Here is an 18,162-nt window from a genome sequence, read left to right on the forward strand (position 1 = left end):
AAAGCGTTCAATGAGAATAATTCTTATTATCAAAATAGCAAGTGACTATTGGATTTTTCTTGCGATTACCGCCGGGCGGTAGGGTCGAGGCTGCGAGTGCAGCCCCGGGCAGGCAGGGGTCAGACCTTGCGCACGAATTCCGATTTCAGCTTCATCGGGCCGATGCCGTCGATCTTGCAGTCGATGTCGTGGTCGCCGTCGCACAGGCGGATGTTCTTGACCTTGGTGCCAACCTTGACCACCAGCGAGGTGCCCTTGACCTTGAGGTCCTTGATCACGGTGATGGTGTCGCCGTCCTGCAGGACGTTGCCCACCGAATCCTTCTTCACCGCTTCGTCGCTGGCCGCTTCGGCTTCACCGCTGGCCGACCACTCGTGGGCGCACTCGGGGCAGATCAGCTGGCTGGCGTCTTCGTAGGTGTATTCGGAGTTGCATTTGGGGCAGGGTGGCAAAGTGCTCACTACGGTTCCTCAGGACTACGTGCAGAAAACCCACATTGTATAGGGTTTTGCCGGCCAGAGGAAAAGCAGGCCCATCGAGCGATGGGCCGGGCAGGGGATCAGTGCGTGCGGGCGACGGCGAACTCGCTGAGTTCGACCAGCGCATCGCGGTATTCGCTGGCCGGCAGCACGTCCAGGCAGGCGATGGCACGGGCCACGTAGTCACGCGCCATCTGTGCGGTGTACTCCAGCGCGCCAGCGGCCTCCACTGCGTTGCGGATGCTCTCCAGGTCTTCAAGGCCACCTTTCTGGATGGCCTGGCGCACCAGCGCCGCCTGCTCGGGGGTGCCTTCGCGCATGGTGTAGATCAGCGGCAGGGTCGGCTTGCCTTCGGCCAGGTCGTCACCGACGTTCTTGCCCAGGGTCTCGGCGTCGCCCTTGTAGTCGAGCAGGTCGTCGACCAGCTGGAAGGCCACGCCCAGGTGGTCGCCGAAGGTACGCAGGGCTTCGCGCTGTTCATCGCTGGCGCCGGCCAGTGCGGCGGCGCTGTGGGTGGAGGCTTCGAACAGCATGGCGGTCTTGCCGCGGATGACGTCCATGTAGACTTCCTCGGTGGTGCTGGCGTCGCGAATGCGCGACAGCTGCAGCACTTCACCCTCGGCAATCACGCGGGTGGCCTTGGAGAGGATCTGCATGACCGGCATCGAGCCCAGCTCGACCATCATCTCGAACGAGCGCGAGTACAGGAAGTCGCCCACCAGCACGCTTGGCGCGTTGCCCCACAGGGCATTGGCGGTGGAGCGGCCACGGCGCATGCCCGACATGTCGACCACGTCGTCATGCAGCAGGGTGGCGGTGTGCAGGAACTCGATGGTGGCTGCCAGCAGGCGCAGGTCGTCGCCTTCGCGGCCCAGTGCCTTGCCGCACAGCAACACCAGCAGCGGGCGCAGACGCTTGCCCCCGGCCGAGGTAATATAGTCGCCGATTTTCGATACCAGCGGCACACGCGAAGTCAGCTGCTTCTTGATGATCTCGTCAACGGCGCTGAAGTCGTCCGCTACCGCACGGTAGAAAGCTTGGGGTTGCATCGGCCACAGGTGCTCCATAAGGGTTGCGCGGCATGCTAGGTTGCGGGTCCCGGCGTGTCAAGGCGCACTGCCCGTGGGGTCAATGGCCACACTTGCAAGGCAAAGCTGGCTTGCGTACAATCGCGCACCCTGAACTTCCTGGGCAGCACCTGCCTTACGCAATTGCACTGGGCCGTTCCAGCCCTATGCAGCCATGCCAGCCAATACTCTTCCTATAAAGAGCTGGGTGAGCAGGATTATCGGAGAAATACCCATGTACGCAGTAATTGTTACCGGTGGCAAGCAGTACAAAGTCGCCGAAGGTGAATACCTGAAAATCGAAAAACTGGAAGTCGCCACTGGCGAATCCGTGACTTTCGACCGCGTTCTGTTGGTTGCCAATGGCGACGACGTGAACATCGGCGCTCCAGTCGTTGCTGGTGCCAAGGTTGTTGCTGAAGTGATCTCGCAAGGTCGTCACGACAAAGTGCGCATCATCAAGTTCCGCCGCCGTAAGCACCACATGAAGCGTATGGGCCACCGCCAGTGGTTCACCGAAATCAAGATCACCGGTATTTCGGCTTAATCGCCCAAATCCCCATTTCTGGAGAATTGAACCATGGCACACAAAAAAGCTGGTGGTAGTACCCGTAACGGTCGCGACTCAGAAGCCAAACGCCTTGGCGTGAAGATGTATGGCGGCCAGGCTATCATCCCGGGCAACATCATCGTGCGTCAGCGCGGCACCCAATTCCACGCTGGCTACGGCGTTGGCATGGGCAAGGATCACACCCTGTTCGCCAAGATCGCGGGTAAGATCAAGTTCGAAGTAAAAGGCGCCTTCGGTCGTCGTTACGTGAGCGTCGTTGCCGAGTAATCGCGCGATCGCTGGAAAAGCCCTGTCTCGCGACGGGGCTTTTTCGTTTGTGGGGTGAGTCTCTTGCAAAGCTGTTTGTATGGGCTGCCGGCGCTGGTGTTCTGGCCGTATCGGGGCCGCCGCGCTCACTTTTGCAAGAGCCTTATGTCTTTGTGTCACTCAGCTCGTCCAACTGACGAGAGGCGGTTTTTATGAAGTTTGTTGACGAAGTATCGATCAAGGTCAAGGCCGGTGACGGCGGTAACGGTTGCATGAGCTTCCGCCGCGAGAAGTTCATCGAGAACGGTGGCCCCAACGGTGGCGATGGTGGCGATGGCGGCTCGGTGTACATGGTTGCCGACGAAAACCTCAACACCCTGGTCGACTACCGCTACACCCGTCACTTCGAGGCCCAGCGCGGCTCCAATGGCGGCAGCACCGACTGCACCGGCAAGAAGGGCGACGACCTGATCCTGCGCGTGCCGGTCGGCACCACCGTGATCGACGCGGGCACCCAGGAAGTGATCGGCGACCTGGTCAAGGCCGGTCAGAAACTGATGGTGGTGCAGGGCGGCTGGCACGGCCTGGGCAACACCCGTTTCAAGTCCAGCACCAACCGTGCACCACGCCAGACCACCCCGGGCAAGCCCGGCGAACAGCGTGACCTGAAACTGGAAATGAAAGTGCTGGCCGACGTCGGCCTGCTGGGCTTGCCCAATGCCGGCAAATCCACCTTCATCCGTTCGGTGTCGGCCGCCAAGCCGAAAGTCGCCGACTACCCGTTCACCACCCTGGTGCCGAACCTGGGCGTGGTCAGCGTCGACCGCTGGAAGAGCTTCGTCATCGCCGACATCCCCGGCCTGATCGAAGGCGCTTCGGAAGGCGCCGGCCTGGGTATCCGCTTCCTCAAGCACCTGGCGCGTACCCGCCTGCTGCTGCACCTCGTCGACCTGGCCCCGCTGGATGAAAGCAGCAGCGCCGACGCCGCCGAAGTCATCGTCAACGAGCTGACCCGCTTCAGCCCGTCGCTGGCCGAGCGTGACCGCTGGCTGGTGCTGAACAAGACCGACATGCTGATGGACGACGAGCGCGACGAGCGCGTCAAGGAAGTGGTCGAGCGCCTGCAGTGGGAAGGCCCGGTGTACGTCATCTCGGCGATCTCCAAGCAGGGCACCGAGCAGCTCAGCCGCGACATCATGCGCTACCTCGAAGACCGTGCCGACCGCCTGGCGGCCGACCCGGCCTACCGCGACGAGCTGGCCGACCTCGACCAGCGCATCGAAGACGAGGCCCGTGCCCAGCTGCAGGCCCTGGACGACGCGCGCGCCCTGCGCCGTACCGGCGTCAAGAGCGTGCACGACATCGGCGACGATGATGACGATGACGACTGGGAAGACGACGAAGACGGCCCGGAAATCATTTACGTGCGCGACTGATTCGTTGCAGTACACTAAACGCCGCTTTTTCAAGCGGCGTTTTGGTATCTAAAGATCTCTATAGGTTGGAAGAAGATGCGGAGCAAGGTGACGGGTGCGCAGCGCTGGGTCGTGAAAATCGGCAGCGCGTTGCTGACGGCGGATGGCAAGGGCCTGGACCGCGCGGCGATGGGCGTGTGGGTCGAGCAGATGGTGGCCCTGCATGAGGCAGGGGTCGAGTTGGTGCTGGTCTCTTCGGGGGCCGTGGCTGCCGGCATGAGCCGCCTGGGCTGGAGCAAGCGACCGAGTGCGATGAACGAGCTGCAGGCTGCCGCCTCCATCGGCCAGATGGGCCTGGTGCAGGCCTGGGAGTCGAGCTTTGCCGAGCATGGCCGGCACACCGCGCAGATCCTGCTGACCCACGACGACCTCTCCGACCGCAAGCGTTACCTCAACGCCCGCAGCACCCTGCGTACCCTGGTGGAGCTGGGCGTGGTACCGGTGATCAACGAGAACGACACCGTGGTCACCGACGAGATCCGCTTCGGCGACAACGACACCCTGGCCGCACTGGTGGCCAATCTGGTGGAAGCCGACCTGCTGGTGATCCTCACCGACCGCGACGGTATGTTCGATGCCGACCCGCGCAACAACCCCGAAGCCCAGCTGATCTACGAGGCGCGCGCCGATGACCCGGCGCTGGACGCCGTGGCCGGCGGCACCGGTGGCGCACTGGGGCGTGGCGGCATGCAGACCAAGCTGCGTGCGGCGCGCCTGGCCGCGCGGTCGGGGGCGCACACCATCATCGTCGGCGGTCGCATCGAGCGCGTGCTCGACCGCCTCAAGGCCGGCGAGCGCCTGGGCACCTTGCTCTCGCCCGAGCGCGGCATGCTCGCGGCACGCAAGCAATGGCTGGCCGGGCACCTGCAGACCCGCGGCACCCTGGTGCTGGACGCCGGTGCGGTGCAGGCCTTGCGCCAGGCCAACAAGAGCCTGCTGCCGGTGGGCGTCAAGACCGTGCAGGGCAGTTTCCGGCGTGGCGAGATGGTCGTGTGCGTAGGGCCGGACGGCCTTGAAGTGGCCCGCGGCCTGGCCAACTACAGCGCGCTGGAAGCGCAGAAGATCATCGGCCAGTCATCCGAGGCCATCGAGGCCGTGCTGGGCTACAGCGCCGAGCCGGAACTGGTGCACCGCGACAACCTGATTCTGGTATGAGGAAATGAGCGTGATCAAAGGGATTTTTGCAGCCGCCTTGCTGGCCTTGCCGATGCTGGCCGGTGCCGAGGAAATCGGCCAGGTGTCGACGGTGTTCAAGTTCGTCGGGCCCAACGACCGCATCGTGGTCGAGGCGTTCGACGACCCCAAGGTGGAGGGCGTGACCTGCTACCTGTCGCGCGCCAAGACCGGCGGCGTGAAGGGTGGGCTGGGGTTGGCCGAAGACCGTGCCGAGGCGTCGATCGCCTGCCGTCAGGTGGGGCCGATCCGCTTCAAGGGCGAGCTCAAGGATGGCGATGAAGTGTTCAAGGAGCGCACCTCGCTGGTGTTCAAGACCATGCAGGTGGTGCGCTTTCTGGACAAGAAGCGCAACACGCTGGTGTACCTGGTGTACAGCGACCGCCTGATCGAAGGCAGCCCGCAGAACGCGGTGACGGCGATTCCGATTCTGCCTTGGGCAGAATAAGACCGCGTTGAATCCATCGCGGGTCAAGCCCGCTCCCACAGGTTCAATGATGTCCTCTGTGGGAGCGGGCTCGACCCGCGATGGGGCCCGAAGGGCCCCCAAGGCCGTCAGATCGACGCCGGCTCAACCTCCACTTCCCGCACCTCGACCTTCACCTGATCGCGACGGCTGATGTACTTCCAGTCCGCCTCGTCGATGTAGATCCCGTTCGGCCCGCTACCGCCCTCCAGGTCGATCGCCACGTGCGCCGATACCTGCGGCTTCACGCTCGCCAGAATCGGCACGAAGCCCAACTGCAGGCTGGTCTCCAGCAATGCCGCCTGGTTGCGTTCGTCGATGTCGGCCGCCTCGTCCAGGTAGTACGGCAGGCGCACGCGCCCGGCCTGGTCGCGGTCCATCAGGTGCAGCAACAGGTACATGTTGGTCAGCGCCTTGATGGTCATGGTGGTGCCGTTGGAGGCCGCGCCATCGATGTCGGTATGGATGATCGGCTGGCCGCCTACCTTGGTGATCTCGAACGCCAGCTCGAACAGGTCCTTCAGGCCCAGCTGGTTGTGGTTGGCTGCCACCAGCCGCGCCAGGTACTCCTTGGCCTCTTCGTTCTTGTTGTCCTGCTCGGCGCTCTGGCTCAGGTCGAACACCGACAGGGTCTCTCCTTCCTCGTACTGGCCGGCACTGTGGATGATCTGGTCGATGTGCTTGAGCGCTTCCTTGTTCGGCGCCAGCACGATGCGAAAGCTCTGCAGGTTGGATACCTGGCGCTTGTTGATCTCGCGGTTGAACAGTGCCAGCTGGTGCTCGAGGCTGTCGTAGTCGCTGCGGATGTTGCGCAGGGTACGCGCGATGTCGGTCACCGCCGCGCGCCGCGCCTTGCCCAGGGTCAGGGCTTCGTCGGTACGGTGCGCATAGGCGTTGATCAGCAGCTGCAGGCGGCGCTCCATGTCGTCTTCGCTGTCGAACTTGGCCACGCCCTTGAGGCGTACCTGGGCGTACAGCGCCTCGATCTGGCCATCCACTCGCAGCAGGCCCTGCCAGCTGTCCTGGTAGTCGTTGAGCAGCGGCAGCAGGTTGTCCATGGAGTCGTCGACCGGGTCCATGAACGGCGTGCCGAACGGCAGGTCGGCCGGCAGCAGCTGGCGACGGCGCAGGGCGTCGTCGAGGGTACGCTGCTTGGCCTCCATGTCGGCGATTTGGCGACCGACCAGTTGCAGCTTGGCCGACAGTTGCTGCACGCGCTCGGTGAACGCGTCGCTGGAGCGCTTGAGCTCGTCCTGGGCCGCCTCCATCTGCGCCAGCTGTTCCAGCTTGTCGCCTTCCTCGGCCGACAGGGTCTGGGTACGGCGGTAGTCTTCCAGGGCCTTTTGCGCATCCAGCACCTGCTGGTACAGCGCTTCGGTCTGGGTCTTGCTCGCGGCGCGGTCGGCGGCCACGGCCTGCTGGGTCTTGAGCTGCTTGAGCTCTTTTTCCAGGCGCTCCTTCTGGTCGCGCAGCGCGGCGCGGTCGGCCAGAGCCTGCAAGGCCGGCGGCTCGATATGGCTGAGGTCGATGGACAGCCCCGGCGCCTCGAAGCGCTCGCCCTTGAAGCCGTCGAGTACCGCTTCCAGAGACTTGACCCACACGTCGCTGTCATCCAGCTCAATGCCGCGCTCGCCCAGCGGCAGGCTGAACAGCGCACCGTTGAACAGGCGCATCAGGCGCTCGACGTCCTGCTGCGAGAACTCTTCGCGCAGGCGTGCATAACTGTTGTTGTCGGCATGGTCGAGCTGCTGCTTGACCGACTTCAGGCGTTTCTCCAGGTCGCGCAGGCGCTCTTCCAGGTCCTCGGCGCTGAACTGGCGCGACTGCGCCAGGGCACCGGCCAGTTCGTCGTGGGCGTCCTTGGCGGCCAGCAGCTGCTGCTCCAGCACCTTGACGTCATCCACCAGCGCGAAGCGGTGCTTGAGCACCGACAGTTCGCCCAGCCAGCGCTGGATACCGGTCATTTCGCGTTCCAGGCGCATCAGCTCCTGGGTGCCGCCGCGCTGGTTGTTCTGCAGCGCGTCCTGCTCGTGGCTGTAGTGCTCGGCCTGCAGCACCAGTTCTTCCTTGCGTGCGCCGGCGTAGTCCTGCCAGGTGCCGAGCAACTGGTCGAGCAGCGGTGACAGGCGGTGCAGCTTGCCGCGCAGGATGTCGCGCTGGGCCACGCCATTGGCCAGGGCCTCGACCAGCGGGCCGGCGGCTACCAGCGAGTTGTAGTCCTGTTCCATGCGCCGCACGTCGCGGAAGGCTTCTTCGCAGGCAGCGATGTAGTCGACGCTGCCCGAGCGCAGGCTGTGCTCGAACGCATCGAGGAACAGCTGCTTGAGCTTGGCCGCGGTAATCTCGCGCATGTGCAGCAGGTTGATGAACAGGGCGCGGAAGGTCTTCAGGCTCTGCTCGCTGGTGGAGCGCAGCGGAATCAGGGTCAGGTCCAGCGGCACCGAGGTGTGCCCGCCCACCAGCAGCCGGCGCAGTTCGTCGGGCTTGAGCTCGTAGGCTTTCAGGCCGTTGCGCTCCAGGTTGGTGAACAGCTCCTTCTGGCGCAGGCAGGTGTCGTTCTTCTGGTAGTGGCCCAGGTCCAGCTCGCCGGCATAGGCGAAGAACTGGTGGCCGAAGCCGCCGCCAGGGCCGCGCCCGACCACGCCGATCACGTGCGGGCCGTGGGGCAGGTTGACCTCGCAGAGGATGTAGCTGGTGTCGCTGGCGAAGTAGAAGCGGCGTGACTGCTCCAGGCTGTACTTGCCGAAGCTCATGTCCGACATGCGCGCCAGGATCGGGAACTGCAGGGCGTTGATCGACGCACTCTTGCCCAGGTTGTTGGCGCCGTACACCGACAGCGGGTGCTCCAGCGGGAACAGGCCCAGGCTGTAGCCGGCGGTGTTGAGCAATGCAAAGCGGCGAATGCCGTAGCGGTCCTGGCTCATGCGTCAATCTCCTGTTGCTCTTGGGCAATGGCACGGGCCAAGGCGTCTTCTTCGCTTTCCTCGAACGGGCTCAGGTCGAGCGGGTCGTCGGTCCTGTTCAGCTCTTCAGGGGTTTCTTCCACCACCAGCACCGGGGTCGGCAGCGGCAGGGCACTGTGCAGGCTGGCGGCCAGGTCGCGGTCCTGCTGCACCGACAGGCACACGTCGAGGAAGCGGTGCATCGGCGGCAGGAAGCGGTAGATGCCGTTGTCTTCGCTGGCAAAGCCGAGCTGGGTCATGCGGCGCATGATCTTCTCTTCCAGCTCGTCGGGGGTCTGCACCTCGGCCTGCAGGAACAGGTCGCGGTACTTTTCCAGCAGCGAGGGCAGCTCGTCGCGCCCCAGGCTGCCGCCGTCGAGCACCGACATCGGGTCGCGGCCCTGGTCGGCCAGGTGCTCCACCAGGATGAAGGTGAACAGCGACAGGCGCTGGGCGGTCTTGTTGACCTGGGCAGCAGCCAGTTCCGGCACGAAGTAGTAGAAGCCACGGGTGTCGCACACCAGTTCGAAGCCCAGGGCCTTGAACAGGCCGCGGTACTGGTCCTGGAAGTTCGACAGCTGGGCGTACAGCTCCGGGTCGCGCCGGCTGATGTGGAAGCCCTTGAACAGCTCGCGGAAGATCGGTGCGAGCTGGGACAGTTCGGAAAGATCAAGATGCATGGGTAGGGCTCGCAGTAGGCTCGGGCGACGGTTCGCGGCTTGAAGTCAGGGCGAACGAGCGCAGGCTGACCAGGTGTTCCTGAGTGGTGTACTCGCGGCGCTCCAGGCGCGCGCGGGTAAAGCGTTTTTCCCGCGACAGGCGCGAGAACCAGTACAGCAGTTCGTCGGTGGCGCCTTCGGGCTCCTGCTCCAGCAGCCACACCATCAGGTCGGGCAGCGGCAGGGCGTCTTCGCAGCGTTCGAGCATTTCCTTGACCGTGCGCGGTGCACGCGGCGCGGCGCCCTTGTGGCTCTTGTGCGCCTTGGGGAACTGCGCCGGCTTGGCTTCGAAGCGGGCCAGGGCATACACGTAGGCCTCGACCTGGCTGGCGCTGCCGAGGAAGGTGCTCTGCGGGCGGGTGAACAGCGGCATGGCCGCCTGCGGCACGGCGTCGATGCCCTTGCGCCGGATCACCGACAGCGCCAGTGCGGCGCCACGGGTCACGGCGTTGTGCCGGCGTGCCTCTTCACGCAGCGGCAGCAGCAGCTCGCGGGCGTGGCGCAGGGTCAGCTGGGCGCTGGTCTGCATCTCGAGGATGCGCGCGTGGGTGCGCAGCAGCATGTCGTCATCGACCAGGTGGCCCAGTCGCGCCTGCTCGCCCAGCAGGCGCAGCAGCACGGTCTCGACCTTGCGCACGCCCTGTTCGAAGGCGCCGTCGGCGTTCACCAGCTGGATCATCGGCTCGACGTATTCGTCCCAGGTGGCCAGCACTTCGGCGTAGCGCTGGCGCAGCGGGATCTGCCGGTCGCTGGTCTTGGCCCGCTCGGCCACCGCCACCAGCGCCTGCTCGTCGTTGTCGAGTTTTTTCAGCACGTCACGCACGCGCATGTCGAGCAGACGCAGCTGGCGCGCCAGGTCGTTGCCGTCGCGGATGTCGAAGGCGTCCTGGATATGCCCGGCCAGTCGTTCGAGGTGGCGCAGGTAGGCTTCGATCTCCAGGCACAGGCCCAGGCGGTGCTCGCGCCGCAGGTAGGCCAGGAAGTCGTGGATCTGGGCGTTGAGCTCGAAGCGGTTCGGGCTCTTGGCCACCGGGACCAGGATGTCCAGGCGAATCCACACGTCCAGCAGGTTGGTGATGTCCTGGGGCGTACTGTCGAGCTGTTGTGCTGCCAGTTGCCCGCGCAGCTCGGCCAGGCTCAGGGTGCCCCCGTCGAAGCGCTCGCACAACGGCTCGAGCAGGGCCCAGTGTTCGGCTAGGGCGCGCAGGACGCGCTTGGGTTCGATCATTGGCGGGTCGACTCGCTGCCAAGTAAAAGCGCCGATTGTACTGCATCAGGGGGGGATCGATTCACCCCCTGATCGTTTGCCGGTGTTGTCGGGCGGTTTTGTACCTGCAACGGCGGCGTAACGGCGGTAGAATGCTCGCCCCGACTTATCCACAGATGGCCGCCCTTTGCTTACCGAGTCCCGCCGCCGCGCCTACCTGAACGCCATGCAAGTGGTGCACTGGCTGCCGCGTGCCGAACTGCCGTTCGCCGCGCCATCGCGCCCCGAGCTGCTGCGGGTACCCGAACCGCTGGTCGAGGCGCCTGTGGTGCTGCCGGCAGTGGTGGCCAAGGCGTCTGCACCGGCTGCCAAGCCGGCCGAGCGGCCAAAAATCGAGATTCCGCGACCGACGGTCAGCGCCAAGCCGGCCAGCAAGCCGGTGCTCGATGCCGAAGAAACCGCCGCCGTGGTCAAGCCAGCGCTGGTACCGCCGCCCCGCTTTGCCTTGCAGTTGCTGCGTGCCGGCGATTGCCTGGTGCTGGTGGAGCTGGTCACCGGTCAGCCATTCCAGAGCCGCGACCCGTCCTACCTGCTGCTCAAGGACATGCTGCGCGCCGCCGGCCTGCCCGACAGCCCGCAGATCATCGGCGAGCCGGTACGCTGGCCGTTGCTGGTGCGCGGCACTCTCGACCAGGGCCCGCTGGCGGCGCGTGATTTTGTCCAGGGTTTCATCCAGGCCCGCCTTGAAGAGGCGCCCTGCAGCTGTCTGTGGCTGGTCGGCCTGCCGGCGGTGCGCTTTGCCGGTGAAGCCGACGAGCAGGCGTACTACCGCGAATTGCCGGTGGAGGGCCTGGGCAACTGCTGGGCCTTGCCTGGCCTTGAACTGTTGATGGACGAGCCCGCCCGCAAGGCGCACGTCTGGCAAGCCATGCGCCGGCTGATGGCGCGCTGGAAACCACGCAATGAGTGACAACATCAGTTTTCGCCGCATGACCGAGGCGGATCTGGATGCCGTGCTGAAGATCGAATACGCCGCCTTCAGCCACCCGTGGACCCGGGGGATCTTTCTCGACGGGCTGAAGAACTACGAAATCTGGCTGATGTTCGAAGGCCAGCAGCAGGTGGGCCACGGCGTGATCAACGTGATCATCGACGAGGCGCACCTGCTCAACATCACCGTCAAGCCCGAAAGCCAGGGCCGTGGCCTGGGCCTGCGCCTGCTCGAAGAGCTGATGAAGCGCGCCTACGCCAGCAACGGCCGCGAGTGCTTCCTCGAAGTGCGCGCCAGCAACCAGTCGGCGTATCGCCTGTACGAGCGCTTCGGCTTCAACGAGATCGGCCGGCGACGCGACTACTACCCGGTGGCGGGTGGGCGCGAAGACGCGCTGGTGATGGCCTGCACGCTGTTCGAAGAATAACCCTTCAGCGCTCGCGCTTGCCGTCCAGCGGGTCGCGACGCGCCAGTTCGGCCTCGTCCAGGCCGTTGCCGCCGCCAATGTCATCTTCGTCGACTACGCTCAGGTCCCAGTCGGCCGGGTGGTCGCCGCCGACTTCATCGGCTGAGCGGGCGCCGTCTTCGGGGATCAGGGTTTCGGGCGTCAGGTCATCGTCGCTGGGGTCGTAGTGCGTGTCGGTCACCGGTGGGTCTTGATCGAAGTCCAGCGGCTGCACCGAGCCCATCTGGTCCTCGATGGTATCGATCGGTACGGGTTCCGGGGCATGCGGCGGGCGATGTGATTCGGTCATGTCTATTCTCCTGCGGGTGGCCTGTAAGGGGTGGACCGGCCACTGGCGGGAAGATTCAAAGGCGTGACCCGAACGGGGTGGCGCCAGTCACACATGCGCATTCCCATGAGGCTTGACCATGCACGATCTACAAGAACTGATTGATAACAACGCGCGCTGGGCCGATGCGATCAAGCAGGAAGATCCGGACTTCTTCGCCAAGCTGGCGCGTCAGCAGACTCCGGAATTCCTCTGGATCGGCTGTTCGGATGCGCGGGTGCCGGCCAACGAGATCGTCGGCATGCTGCCGGGCGACCTGTTCGTGCACCGCAACGTGGCGAACGTGGTGCTGCACACCGACCTCAACTGCCTGTCGGTGATCCAGTACGCGGTGGACGTACTCAAGGTCAAGCACATCCTGGTGACCGGGCACTACGGTTGCGGCGGCGTGCGGGCCTCGATGCAGGACCGTCAGCTGGGCCTGATCGACGGCTGGCTTCGGGCGATTCGCGACGTGTACTACGAGCATCGTGTGGAGTTGTCCAAGCTGGCGACCGAGGAAGAGCAGGTCGACCGCCTGTGCGAGCTGAACGTGATCCAGCAGGTGGCGAACGTGGGGCACACCAGCATCGTGCAGAACGCCTGGCATCGCGGGCAGAGCCTGTCGATCCATGGGTGCATCTACGGGATCAAGGACGGCCTGTGGAAAAGCCTGAACACCACCATCAGCGGGTTCGAGCAGCTGCCGCCGCAGTACCGGTTGCGTCCGCAGGACTGACCGCCCATTGGCTGTTGCAGGAGCCAGCCTGGCTGGCGAAGGCCGCGCTACCTGTCCGTGGTGCGGCCTTCGCCGGCAACGCCGGCTCCTACAGGCTGCGTAACGCCCGCGTCATCACCCCCGTATTGCACTTGGCATGGGCCTGCTCCGGCGTCATCTGGCGTACCGTGCGGAAAAACAGCCCGCAGGTCTGCTTCTTCTCCTTCACCTGCCATTTTTGCGTGCATGCCCCCAGCGTGGCACTTGCATCCGCCTTCGGGTTGCGCCCCATTCCCGCCTGCCAGCACGCCGCGCTCAAGTCCTGCCCCATCATCCGCAAACCCGCCGCATCGGCCTTGTCCGGGTCGTTGTCGTTGTTCTTCGGGTCGGCGGCGTACCAGATCGCGCTCGGGTGATTTGCGCCCAGCACCGGCACGTTGCGCCCAGGCACCGGGCTGATGCTCACCAGCCCCAGTACCTTCACCTCTGGCCCGTACTGCTGCTGCACCCAGCTGCGCACCGGCGCACCGAACGCCACCATCGGCAGGCTGGCGCCGTCAGCGGCCGCAGTCATGTCCCTGACCATGCGCACCTGGTAGTCGGTGAAATACCCGTACACCCCTTCAAGGTCCTTGCCGGCACTGGCTGGCGCGGCAATCGGTGCGATGTCCACGATGGTCTGGTAGGCCGGGGTGTGTTGCGCCGGCACGCCGTTGAAGGTCAGCAGCTGTGCCCAGCGGTCGGTGGTGTTGGAGCGCAGGTAGTCCTGGGCCTGTGTCAGCGAGTAGTCCGGCGGAAAGTGCAGCAGCTCGATGCTGCGCCGGTTCTCCAGGGCCATGCCCAACGGCAGGAACAACGCCCAGTTGTACGCCCACTTGCCCTCGCGATTGAGCCGGTCGGCACCTGCATAGGCCAGTTCGCCGCTGTCGAGCAGGGCCTTGAGCGGGGCAGCGTAGGTGGTCGGTACGCCGCTGATGTCGGCATGCAGCTGGTCGTGCTCGCGACGCACCGTCACCGTGGCGGTCGGGTAGCCATCGCGCTGCACGCTCTGGGTCAGGTAGTGCTCCACGGTGCGCTCCAGCGACCAGTCGCGAAAGCAGATCACCCCGCAGTTGTTGGGGTAGGCGAATAGGCGGGTCACGCGCTGCGCATCGCCCAGCGGTACGCGGGCGTCGGCCAGCACGGCGCTGCTGGCGGCAAGGGCGATCAGGCCCAGGGCAAAAGGTGTACGCATGTTCAACTCCTTGTCGATGAACTCCCGATGTGCGGAAGGCTTGCCATACTGGGGTAGTTCTCAGGACGAGGGGAAGGGGGCAGGACCATGAAGGGGTATCCGGGCATTGCACTGTTCGCCGGGCTGTTGAGCGTGTTGCCGGCCCACGCCGACGAGCGCGACCTGTGGTCGTTCGCGCAGTGGACGGGCAGCCACGATACGCGCGCGTTTCGCGAAATGCTGGTGCAGGCGCGGCTGTATGGGGTAGTGCCGTTGTACCAGCTGCTGCGCTCGGCCAGCGACTGGCGTCTGTGCAACGCCGAGCCGTTCGCCGTGGCGCCGCCCGACCAGTGGCCGGCGGTACGCTCGACCCTGCACTTGCTCAAGACCCTGGGCGAGCAGCAGCGCCTGAAAACCTACGAAGTGGTCTCGGCCTATCGCAACCCCACCCTCAACCGCTGCGCCGGTGGTGCCCGCGACAGTGCGCATACCCGCGCCTTCGCGGTCGACCTGCTGCTGCCGGCGTGGGCCGATCCGCGACCATTGTGCGAGTTCTGGCAGACCCAGGGCCAGGCCTGGAACATGGGGCTTGGCCGCTACCCGTCGGGGCGCATCCATATCGACACCGCCGGCTACCGCACCTGGGGCGGCGACCTGAGTGCCGACTCGTCGTTTTGCCCGCGCCTGGCGCCCAGCTCCTGAACAGCTCGGCGATGGCGGGGCGAGGAACTCCTGGGCCCCGCAAGGTACGGAAGTAGTTCACCCCCTGCACATCAACCCGCCCCGAGGAATCGCCCCATGCTCGAATCGACCTGGACTGCGCTCAAGCATCATCAGCGTGTGCGCGAGATTGTCGTGGTGCTGGCCAACTTCGGCGCCCAGGACGTGCTGTTCCGCCTGGGGCTGGGCAGGCTGCTGGGGGAGGCCGAAACGGTGGCCGGCCTGCCCGCCGACGAAGGCACCCCGCAACGCGTGCGGCGGGCGCTGGAGGCGCTGGGCCCGACCTTCGTCAAGCTCGGGCAGATCCTCTCCAGCCGCAGCGACATTTTGCCGGCGGCATGGATCGACGAGTTGCAGGCCCTGCACAGCAGCGCCGCTACCTTGCCCTGGGCGCAGCTGCAGGCCCAGGTGCTCGAAGACCTGGGCGCCGAACTGGACCAGGTATTCGCCGAGTTCGACACCACCCCGCTGGCGGCGGCGTCCATGGCCCAGGTGTATCGGGCACGCCTGCTCGGGGGCGAGGAGGTGGTGGTCAAGGTTCAGCGTCCGGGGCTGCGGCGCAAGATGACCGCCGACCTGCAGCTGCTCGAAAGCGTTGCGCAACTGGTCGAGCAAAACACCGCCCTGGCCGACTACCAGCCGCGCAAGATGGTGCGGCAACTGGCCCGGGCCATGCTCGAAGAGCTGGACTTCACCCAGGAAGGCAGCCACTGCGACGCGGTGGCGGCCAATTTCGCCAGCCAGCCGCACATCGTCATTCCGCGCATCTACTGGGCCCACAGCAGCGAGCGGCTGCTGGTGCAGCAGTACCTGCCCAGCCATACCCCGCTGGAGCGCGAGGCGCTGATCGAGCAGGGCCTGGACCCGAGCCTGCTGGCCAGCCGCGGCGCCGCCGCGTTCATCAAGATGCTGCTGGAGGACGGGCTGTTCCATGGCGACCCGCACCCGGGCAACCTCAAGGCCATGGACGACAACCGCGTGGGCTTCATCGACTTCGGCATGGTCGGGCGCCTTGGCGAGCGCCGTCGGCTGGAGGTGATGACGTTCATGCGCGCCCTGACCGAGGGCAACAGCGATGCACTGGTGACGGTACTGGTGGACTGGAACGACGACGGCGTGCGCAACATGCCCGCCATCGAGCAGGCTGCCGGCGAGTACATGGCGCGTCACGGCGGCAAGGCGCTGAAGATGGGCGCGCTGATCGAGGATTTTCTGGGGCTGATGCGCGAATACCGCCTGCTGCTGCCGCCCGACCTGCTGGTGCTGTTCAAGGCCCTGGTGACCGCCGACGGCGTACTGACCCGGCTGGACCCGCAACTGGACCTGGTGGCCACCGCCAGACCGGCGATCAGGGCTCAGCTCAAGGCGCAGCTGAGCTGGAAGATTGCCAGGCGCCTGGGGCTCGATGGCCTGGAACTGGGACGCGGCCTGCTCGGTGAATTGCCGCAGCTGACGCGGCTGCTGGTGAACCGCTTCAAGCATGGTGTGCTGGAGATGCGCGTCGATGTGCCGGGGCTGGAGCGCCTGGAGCGTTCGTTGCGCCTGGCCTCGACGCGGCTGTCGCTGGCGTTGCTGATCAGTGCGCTGGTGATTGCCTTCGGCCCGCAGATCGCCGCTGCCGGGCCGGTGTGGCTGGGCTTGCCCGCCGTCAGCTGGCTGGCGGCGATCGCCACCCTGGGCGGCTTGCTGGCGTTTTTGCGCAGCCTGTTCAAGAGCCCGTGAGCCAGTCGGCAAAGCGCCGCTGCGCCGTGCCGGCAGCGAAGGGCTCGGGGCTCAGCAGGTAGTAGGCCGAACCGTCCTCGGTGAACCCGTAGGGTGCCACCAACTGCCCGCTGTCGAGCTCGTCCTGCACCATCATGCGCGAGGCCAGCGCCACGCCCAGCCCGGCCAGGGCGGCCTGGATGCACAGGTAGAAGTGTTCGTAGCCGGCGCGGCTGCTGCCCCTGGCCGACTGGCCGCTCAGGCGCAGCCAGTGCTTCCAGGCGTCGGGACGGGTGGCGCTGTGCAGCAGGCGGGTACCGGCAAAGCCCTTGTCGGGCAGTGCCAGGTCGGCGCGACACACCGGCCCTACTGCCTCGTTGCAGAGCTTGAGGCTGTGCAGGCTGGCATCCCAGTGGAAGTCGTCGCGGCGCAGCGCCAGGTCGATGCCGCTGCGGGCAAAGTCCACCGGCCCGCCGGCGGCCACCAGGTGCAGCTGGATGTCCGGGTGCGCGGCATGGAACGCCGGCAGCCGCGGGATCAGCCACTTCATCGCGATGGTCGGCTCGCATGACAGCACCAGCACGTTGTCGCGGGCCTGCTGCAGGCGTTGCACGCTGGCGTGCAGCTGCTCGAACACCGACAGGGTGGTGTCGTGCAGGGCGCGCCCGGCCGGCGTGAGGAAAATGGCGCGGTTGCGCCGCTCGAACAACTGCACCCCCAGGGATTCTTCCAGCAGACGCACCTGACGGCTCACCGCACCGTGGGTGACGTTGAGCTGTTGGGCGGCGCGCACGAAGCTTTCGGTCTGGGCGGCGACGTCGAAATAGCGAAAGGCGGCGAGGGCGGGCAGTTTCATATGTGTGAGGAAAACTAGCGGATTTGCGCCACTATAAATCGCTTTTTTGCCGTGCTGAAGCTTTCGATAATGGCGCTGCGCAGAATCATCTGCGTCATTTCATGGAGTATCGACGGTGGGTGAATTGCTGGCGGTGGCCTTGATTACCGTGTTGGCGGTGATCAGCCCGGGGGCGGACTTTGCCATGGTGACACGCAGCAGCTATGCGTTTGGCAGGCGCAGCGGATTGCTCGCCGCCCTGGGGATTGCCTGCGGCGTGCAGGTGCATGTGGTGTACACGGTGCTGGGGGTGGCAGTGCTGATCAGCCAGTCGCCGGGGCTGTTCATGGCCATGAAGGTGGTGGGAGCAGGGTACCTGATCTACCTGGGGTATCGGTCGCTGCGCACTCGTGCGCCGGTGGCCCTGGAGGGCGCGGCGGGGGTGACGGGGCGCGGTGCATGGGGGGCGTTCGCATCGGGCTTTCTGACCAATGCGCTGAACCCCAAGACCATGCTGTTCGTGGTCAGCGCCTACAGCCAGGTGGTGCAGCCGGGGGCCTCGCTGGGGCTCAACTTTGCCTATGGGGCGTTCATGTCGCTGGCGCATTGGGTGTGGTTCAGCCTGGTGGCGCTGTTCTTTTCGCGGGAGGCGTTGCGCCAGGCGATGCTGCGCCGCCAGCGCATGGTGGACCGGGTGATCGGGGTGGCGTTGATCGGCCTGGGGGTGGCGGTGGTGTTCGTGAATGTGCGCTGAGCGCCTGGCCGCTGCGCTGGCTAGCCAGCGAAAGGCGCACCACCGATCCCGCCATTGCATCTCCCACCAGCGGCGCCATAAGATATAACCATTCTCATTTAGTGCCGCCGAC

At 65.5% G+C, this 18,162-nt stretch carries 19 protein-coding genes; 11 read left to right on the forward strand and 8 right to left on the reverse strand.

All coding sequences use genetic code 11. From position 1 onward, the window contains the following. Positions 1-119: 119 nt before the first annotated feature. Both KH389_RS03705 and KH389_RS03710 read right to left on the reverse strand, forming a co-directional pair. On the reverse strand, positions 120-461 hold the full coding sequence (locus KH389_RS03705; protein WP_043860219.1) for a zinc ribbon domain-containing protein YjdM: 342 nt from the start codon (positions 459-461) through the stop codon (positions 120-122). 98 nt (positions 462-559) lie between these two features. Further along, a complete protein-coding gene (locus KH389_RS03710) occupies positions 560-1,528 on the reverse strand; it encodes a polyprenyl synthetase family protein (protein WP_054916263.1) in 969 nt (322 codons plus the stop codon). A 253-nt stretch (positions 1,529-1,781) separates the two neighbouring features. On the opposite strand from KH389_RS03710, the gene rplU reads away from it, so the two are divergent. The 5 genes from rplU to KH389_RS03735 all read left to right on the forward strand — a co-directional run bounded on the left by rplU (position 1,782) and on the right by KH389_RS03735 (position 5,459). Then, positions 1,782-2,093: a 50S ribosomal protein L21 gene (gene rplU / locus KH389_RS03715; RefSeq protein WP_038614793.1), complete on the forward strand. Its 312-nt coding sequence runs from the start codon at positions 1,782-1,784 to the stop codon at positions 2,091-2,093. A gap of 33 nt (positions 2,094-2,126) precedes the next feature. Further along, the gene (gene rpmA, locus KH389_RS03720) at positions 2,127-2,384 is read left to right on the forward strand and encodes a 50S ribosomal protein L27 (RefSeq protein WP_010225698.1); all 258 of its coding nucleotides are present in this window, start codon (positions 2,127-2,129) and stop codon (positions 2,382-2,384) included. A gap of 191 nt (positions 2,385-2,575) precedes the next feature. Next, complete coding sequence (cgtA, locus tag KH389_RS03725) at positions 2,576-3,799, forward strand: Obg family GTPase CgtA (RefSeq protein ID WP_043860221.1); 1,224 nt, start codon at positions 2,576-2,578, stop codon at positions 3,797-3,799. A gap of 75 nt (positions 3,800-3,874) precedes the next feature. Then, the gene (gene proB, locus KH389_RS03730) at positions 3,875-4,993 is read left to right on the forward strand and encodes a glutamate 5-kinase (RefSeq protein WP_043860222.1); all 1,119 of its coding nucleotides are present in this window, start codon (positions 3,875-3,877) and stop codon (positions 4,991-4,993) included. 4 nt (positions 4,994-4,997) lie between these two features. After that, entirely contained in the window at positions 4,998-5,459 is a 462-nt protein-coding gene (locus KH389_RS03735) for a CreA family protein (protein ID WP_043860223.1), read from the forward strand. A gap of 107 nt (positions 5,460-5,566) precedes the next feature. Here KH389_RS03735 and mksF read toward each other — a convergent pair whose 3' ends face one another. From mksF to mksB, 3 genes are read right to left on the reverse strand one after another with little or no spacing between them, the layout of a single operon-like run. Further along, positions 5,567-8,401 (reverse strand): Mks condensin complex protein MksF, encoded by a 2,835-nt coding sequence (gene mksF / locus KH389_RS03740; RefSeq protein WP_054916262.1) that lies wholly within the window; start codon positions 8,399-8,401, stop codon positions 5,567-5,569. Continuing rightward, positions 8,398-9,099 carry an Mks condensin complex protein MksE gene (gene mksE / locus KH389_RS03745; RefSeq protein ID WP_043859813.1) on the reverse strand — a complete coding sequence of 234 codons (702 nt, stop codon included), beginning with the start codon at positions 9,097-9,099 and terminating at the stop codon, positions 8,398-8,400. Before mksE ends, mksF begins: the two co-directional genes overlap by 4 nt. After that, entirely contained in the window at positions 9,089-10,366 is a 1,278-nt protein-coding gene (mksB, locus tag KH389_RS03750; RefSeq protein WP_043859814.1) for an Mks condensin complex protein MksB, read from the reverse strand. The genes mksE and mksB overlap by 11 nt, the downstream gene beginning before the upstream one ends. 166 nt (positions 10,367-10,532) lie before the next feature. Here mksB and KH389_RS03755 point away from each other — a divergent pair, with 166 nt between their 5' ends. Both KH389_RS03755 and rimI read left to right on the forward strand, forming a co-directional pair. After that, positions 10,533-11,315: a hypothetical protein gene (locus tag KH389_RS03755; RefSeq protein WP_043859815.1), complete on the forward strand. Its 783-nt coding sequence runs from the start codon at positions 10,533-10,535 to the stop codon at positions 11,313-11,315. Continuing rightward, positions 11,308-11,763, forward strand: coding sequence for a ribosomal protein S18-alanine N-acetyltransferase (gene rimI / locus KH389_RS03760; protein ID WP_043859816.1), 456 nt, complete (start codon positions 11,308-11,310; stop codon positions 11,761-11,763). The genes KH389_RS03755 and rimI overlap by 8 nt, the downstream gene beginning before the upstream one ends. 4 nt (positions 11,764-11,767) lie before the next feature. Here the strand turns inward: rimI and KH389_RS03765 are convergent, their stop codons facing one another. Then, positions 11,768-12,091 (reverse strand): serine kinase/phosphatase, encoded by a 324-nt coding sequence (locus tag KH389_RS03765; RefSeq protein WP_123752262.1) that lies wholly within the window; start codon positions 12,089-12,091, stop codon positions 11,768-11,770. Between the two features lie 118 nt (positions 12,092-12,209). Between KH389_RS03765 and can the strand changes: the two genes are divergently transcribed. Next, the gene (gene can / locus KH389_RS03770) at positions 12,210-12,848 is read left to right on the forward strand and encodes a carbonate dehydratase (protein ID WP_043859818.1); all 639 of its coding nucleotides are present in this window, start codon (positions 12,210-12,212) and stop codon (positions 12,846-12,848) included. A gap of 88 nt (positions 12,849-12,936) precedes the next feature. Here can and KH389_RS03775 read toward each other — a convergent pair whose 3' ends face one another. After that, positions 12,937-14,061 carry a hypothetical protein gene (locus KH389_RS03775; protein ID WP_213606900.1) on the reverse strand — a complete coding sequence of 375 codons (1,125 nt, stop codon included), beginning with the start codon at positions 14,059-14,061 and terminating at the stop codon, positions 12,937-12,939. A gap of 87 nt (positions 14,062-14,148) precedes the next feature. On the opposite strand from KH389_RS03775, the gene KH389_RS03780 reads away from it, so the two are divergent. Both KH389_RS03780 and KH389_RS03785 read left to right on the forward strand, forming a co-directional pair. Further along, complete coding sequence (locus tag KH389_RS03780) at positions 14,149-14,742, forward strand: YcbK family protein (RefSeq protein WP_054916259.1); 594 nt, start codon at positions 14,149-14,151, stop codon at positions 14,740-14,742. A 96-nt stretch (positions 14,743-14,838) separates the two neighbouring features. Then, positions 14,839-16,482 (forward strand): ABC1 kinase family protein, encoded by a 1,644-nt coding sequence (locus KH389_RS03785; RefSeq protein WP_078481778.1) that lies wholly within the window; start codon positions 14,839-14,841, stop codon positions 16,480-16,482. On the opposite strand, the gene KH389_RS03790 is transcribed toward KH389_RS03785, so the two are convergent. Then, positions 16,469-17,317: a LysR substrate-binding domain-containing protein gene (locus KH389_RS03790; protein WP_043859822.1), complete on the reverse strand. Its 849-nt coding sequence runs from the start codon at positions 17,315-17,317 to the stop codon at positions 16,469-16,471. The two genes, KH389_RS03785 and KH389_RS03790, sit on opposite strands and share 14 nt — an antisense overlap. Positions 17,318-17,432: 115 nt before the next feature. Here KH389_RS03790 and KH389_RS03795 point away from each other — a divergent pair, with 115 nt between their 5' ends. Beyond that, positions 17,433-18,050 carry a LysE family translocator gene (locus tag KH389_RS03795; protein ID WP_078481780.1) on the forward strand — a complete coding sequence of 206 codons (618 nt, stop codon included), beginning with the start codon at positions 17,433-17,435 and terminating at the stop codon, positions 18,048-18,050. Positions 18,051-18,162: the final 112 nt, after the last annotated feature.

It is taken from the genome of Pseudomonas qingdaonensis (assembly GCF_018398475.1).
Taxonomy (GTDB): domain Bacteria; phylum Pseudomonadota; class Gammaproteobacteria; order Pseudomonadales; family Pseudomonadaceae; genus Aquipseudomonas; species Aquipseudomonas palmensis.

Bases quoted from the DNA above. Each gene is read 5' to 3' on its own strand.
- proB (WP_043860222.1), top strand. From the start codon at position 3,875: ATGCGGAGCAAGGTGACGGGTGCGCAGCGCTGGGTCGTGAAAATCGGC.
- rpmA (WP_010225698.1), top strand. From the start codon at position 2,127: ATGGCACACAAAAAAGCTGGTGGTAGTACCCGTAACGGTCGCGACTCA.
- KH389_RS03735 (WP_043860223.1), top strand. From the start codon at position 4,998: ATGAGCGTGATCAAAGGGATTTTTGCAGCCGCCTTGCTGGCCTTGCCG.
- KH389_RS03780 (WP_054916259.1), top strand. From the start codon at position 14,149: ATGAAGGGGTATCCGGGCATTGCACTGTTCGCCGGGCTGTTGAGCGTG.
- KH389_RS03785 (WP_078481778.1), top strand. From the start codon at position 14,839: ATGCTCGAATCGACCTGGACTGCGCTCAAGCATCATCAGCGTGTGCGC.
- KH389_RS03710 (WP_054916263.1), bottom strand. From the start codon at position 1,528: ATGCAACCCCAAGCTTTCTACCGTGCGGTAGCGGACGACTTCAGCGCC.
- rimI (WP_043859816.1), top strand. From the start codon at position 11,308: ATGAGTGACAACATCAGTTTTCGCCGCATGACCGAGGCGGATCTGGAT.
- mksF (WP_054916262.1), bottom strand. From the start codon at position 8,401: ATGAGCCAGGACCGCTACGGCATTCGCCGCTTTGCATTGCTCAACACC.
- KH389_RS03790 (WP_043859822.1), bottom strand. From the start codon at position 17,317: ATGAAACTGCCCGCCCTCGCCGCCTTTCGCTATTTCGACGTCGCCGCC.
- mksE (WP_043859813.1), bottom strand. From the start codon at position 9,099: ATGCATCTTGATCTTTCCGAACTGTCCCAGCTCGCACCGATCTTCCGC.
- can (WP_043859818.1), top strand. From the start codon at position 12,210: ATGCACGATCTACAAGAACTGATTGATAACAACGCGCGCTGGGCCGAT.
- KH389_RS03765 (WP_123752262.1), bottom strand. From the start codon at position 12,091: ATGACCGAATCACATCGCCCGCCGCATGCCCCGGAACCCGTACCGATC.
- rplU (WP_038614793.1), top strand. From the start codon at position 1,782: ATGTACGCAGTAATTGTTACCGGTGGCAAGCAGTACAAAGTCGCCGAA.
- mksB (WP_043859814.1), bottom strand. From the start codon at position 10,366: ATGATCGAACCCAAGCGCGTCCTGCGCGCCCTAGCCGAACACTGGGCC.
- KH389_RS03775 (WP_213606900.1), bottom strand. From the start codon at position 14,061: ATGCGTACACCTTTTGCCCTGGGCCTGATCGCCCTTGCCGCCAGCAGC.
- cgtA (WP_043860221.1), top strand. From the start codon at position 2,576: ATGAAGTTTGTTGACGAAGTATCGATCAAGGTCAAGGCCGGTGACGGC.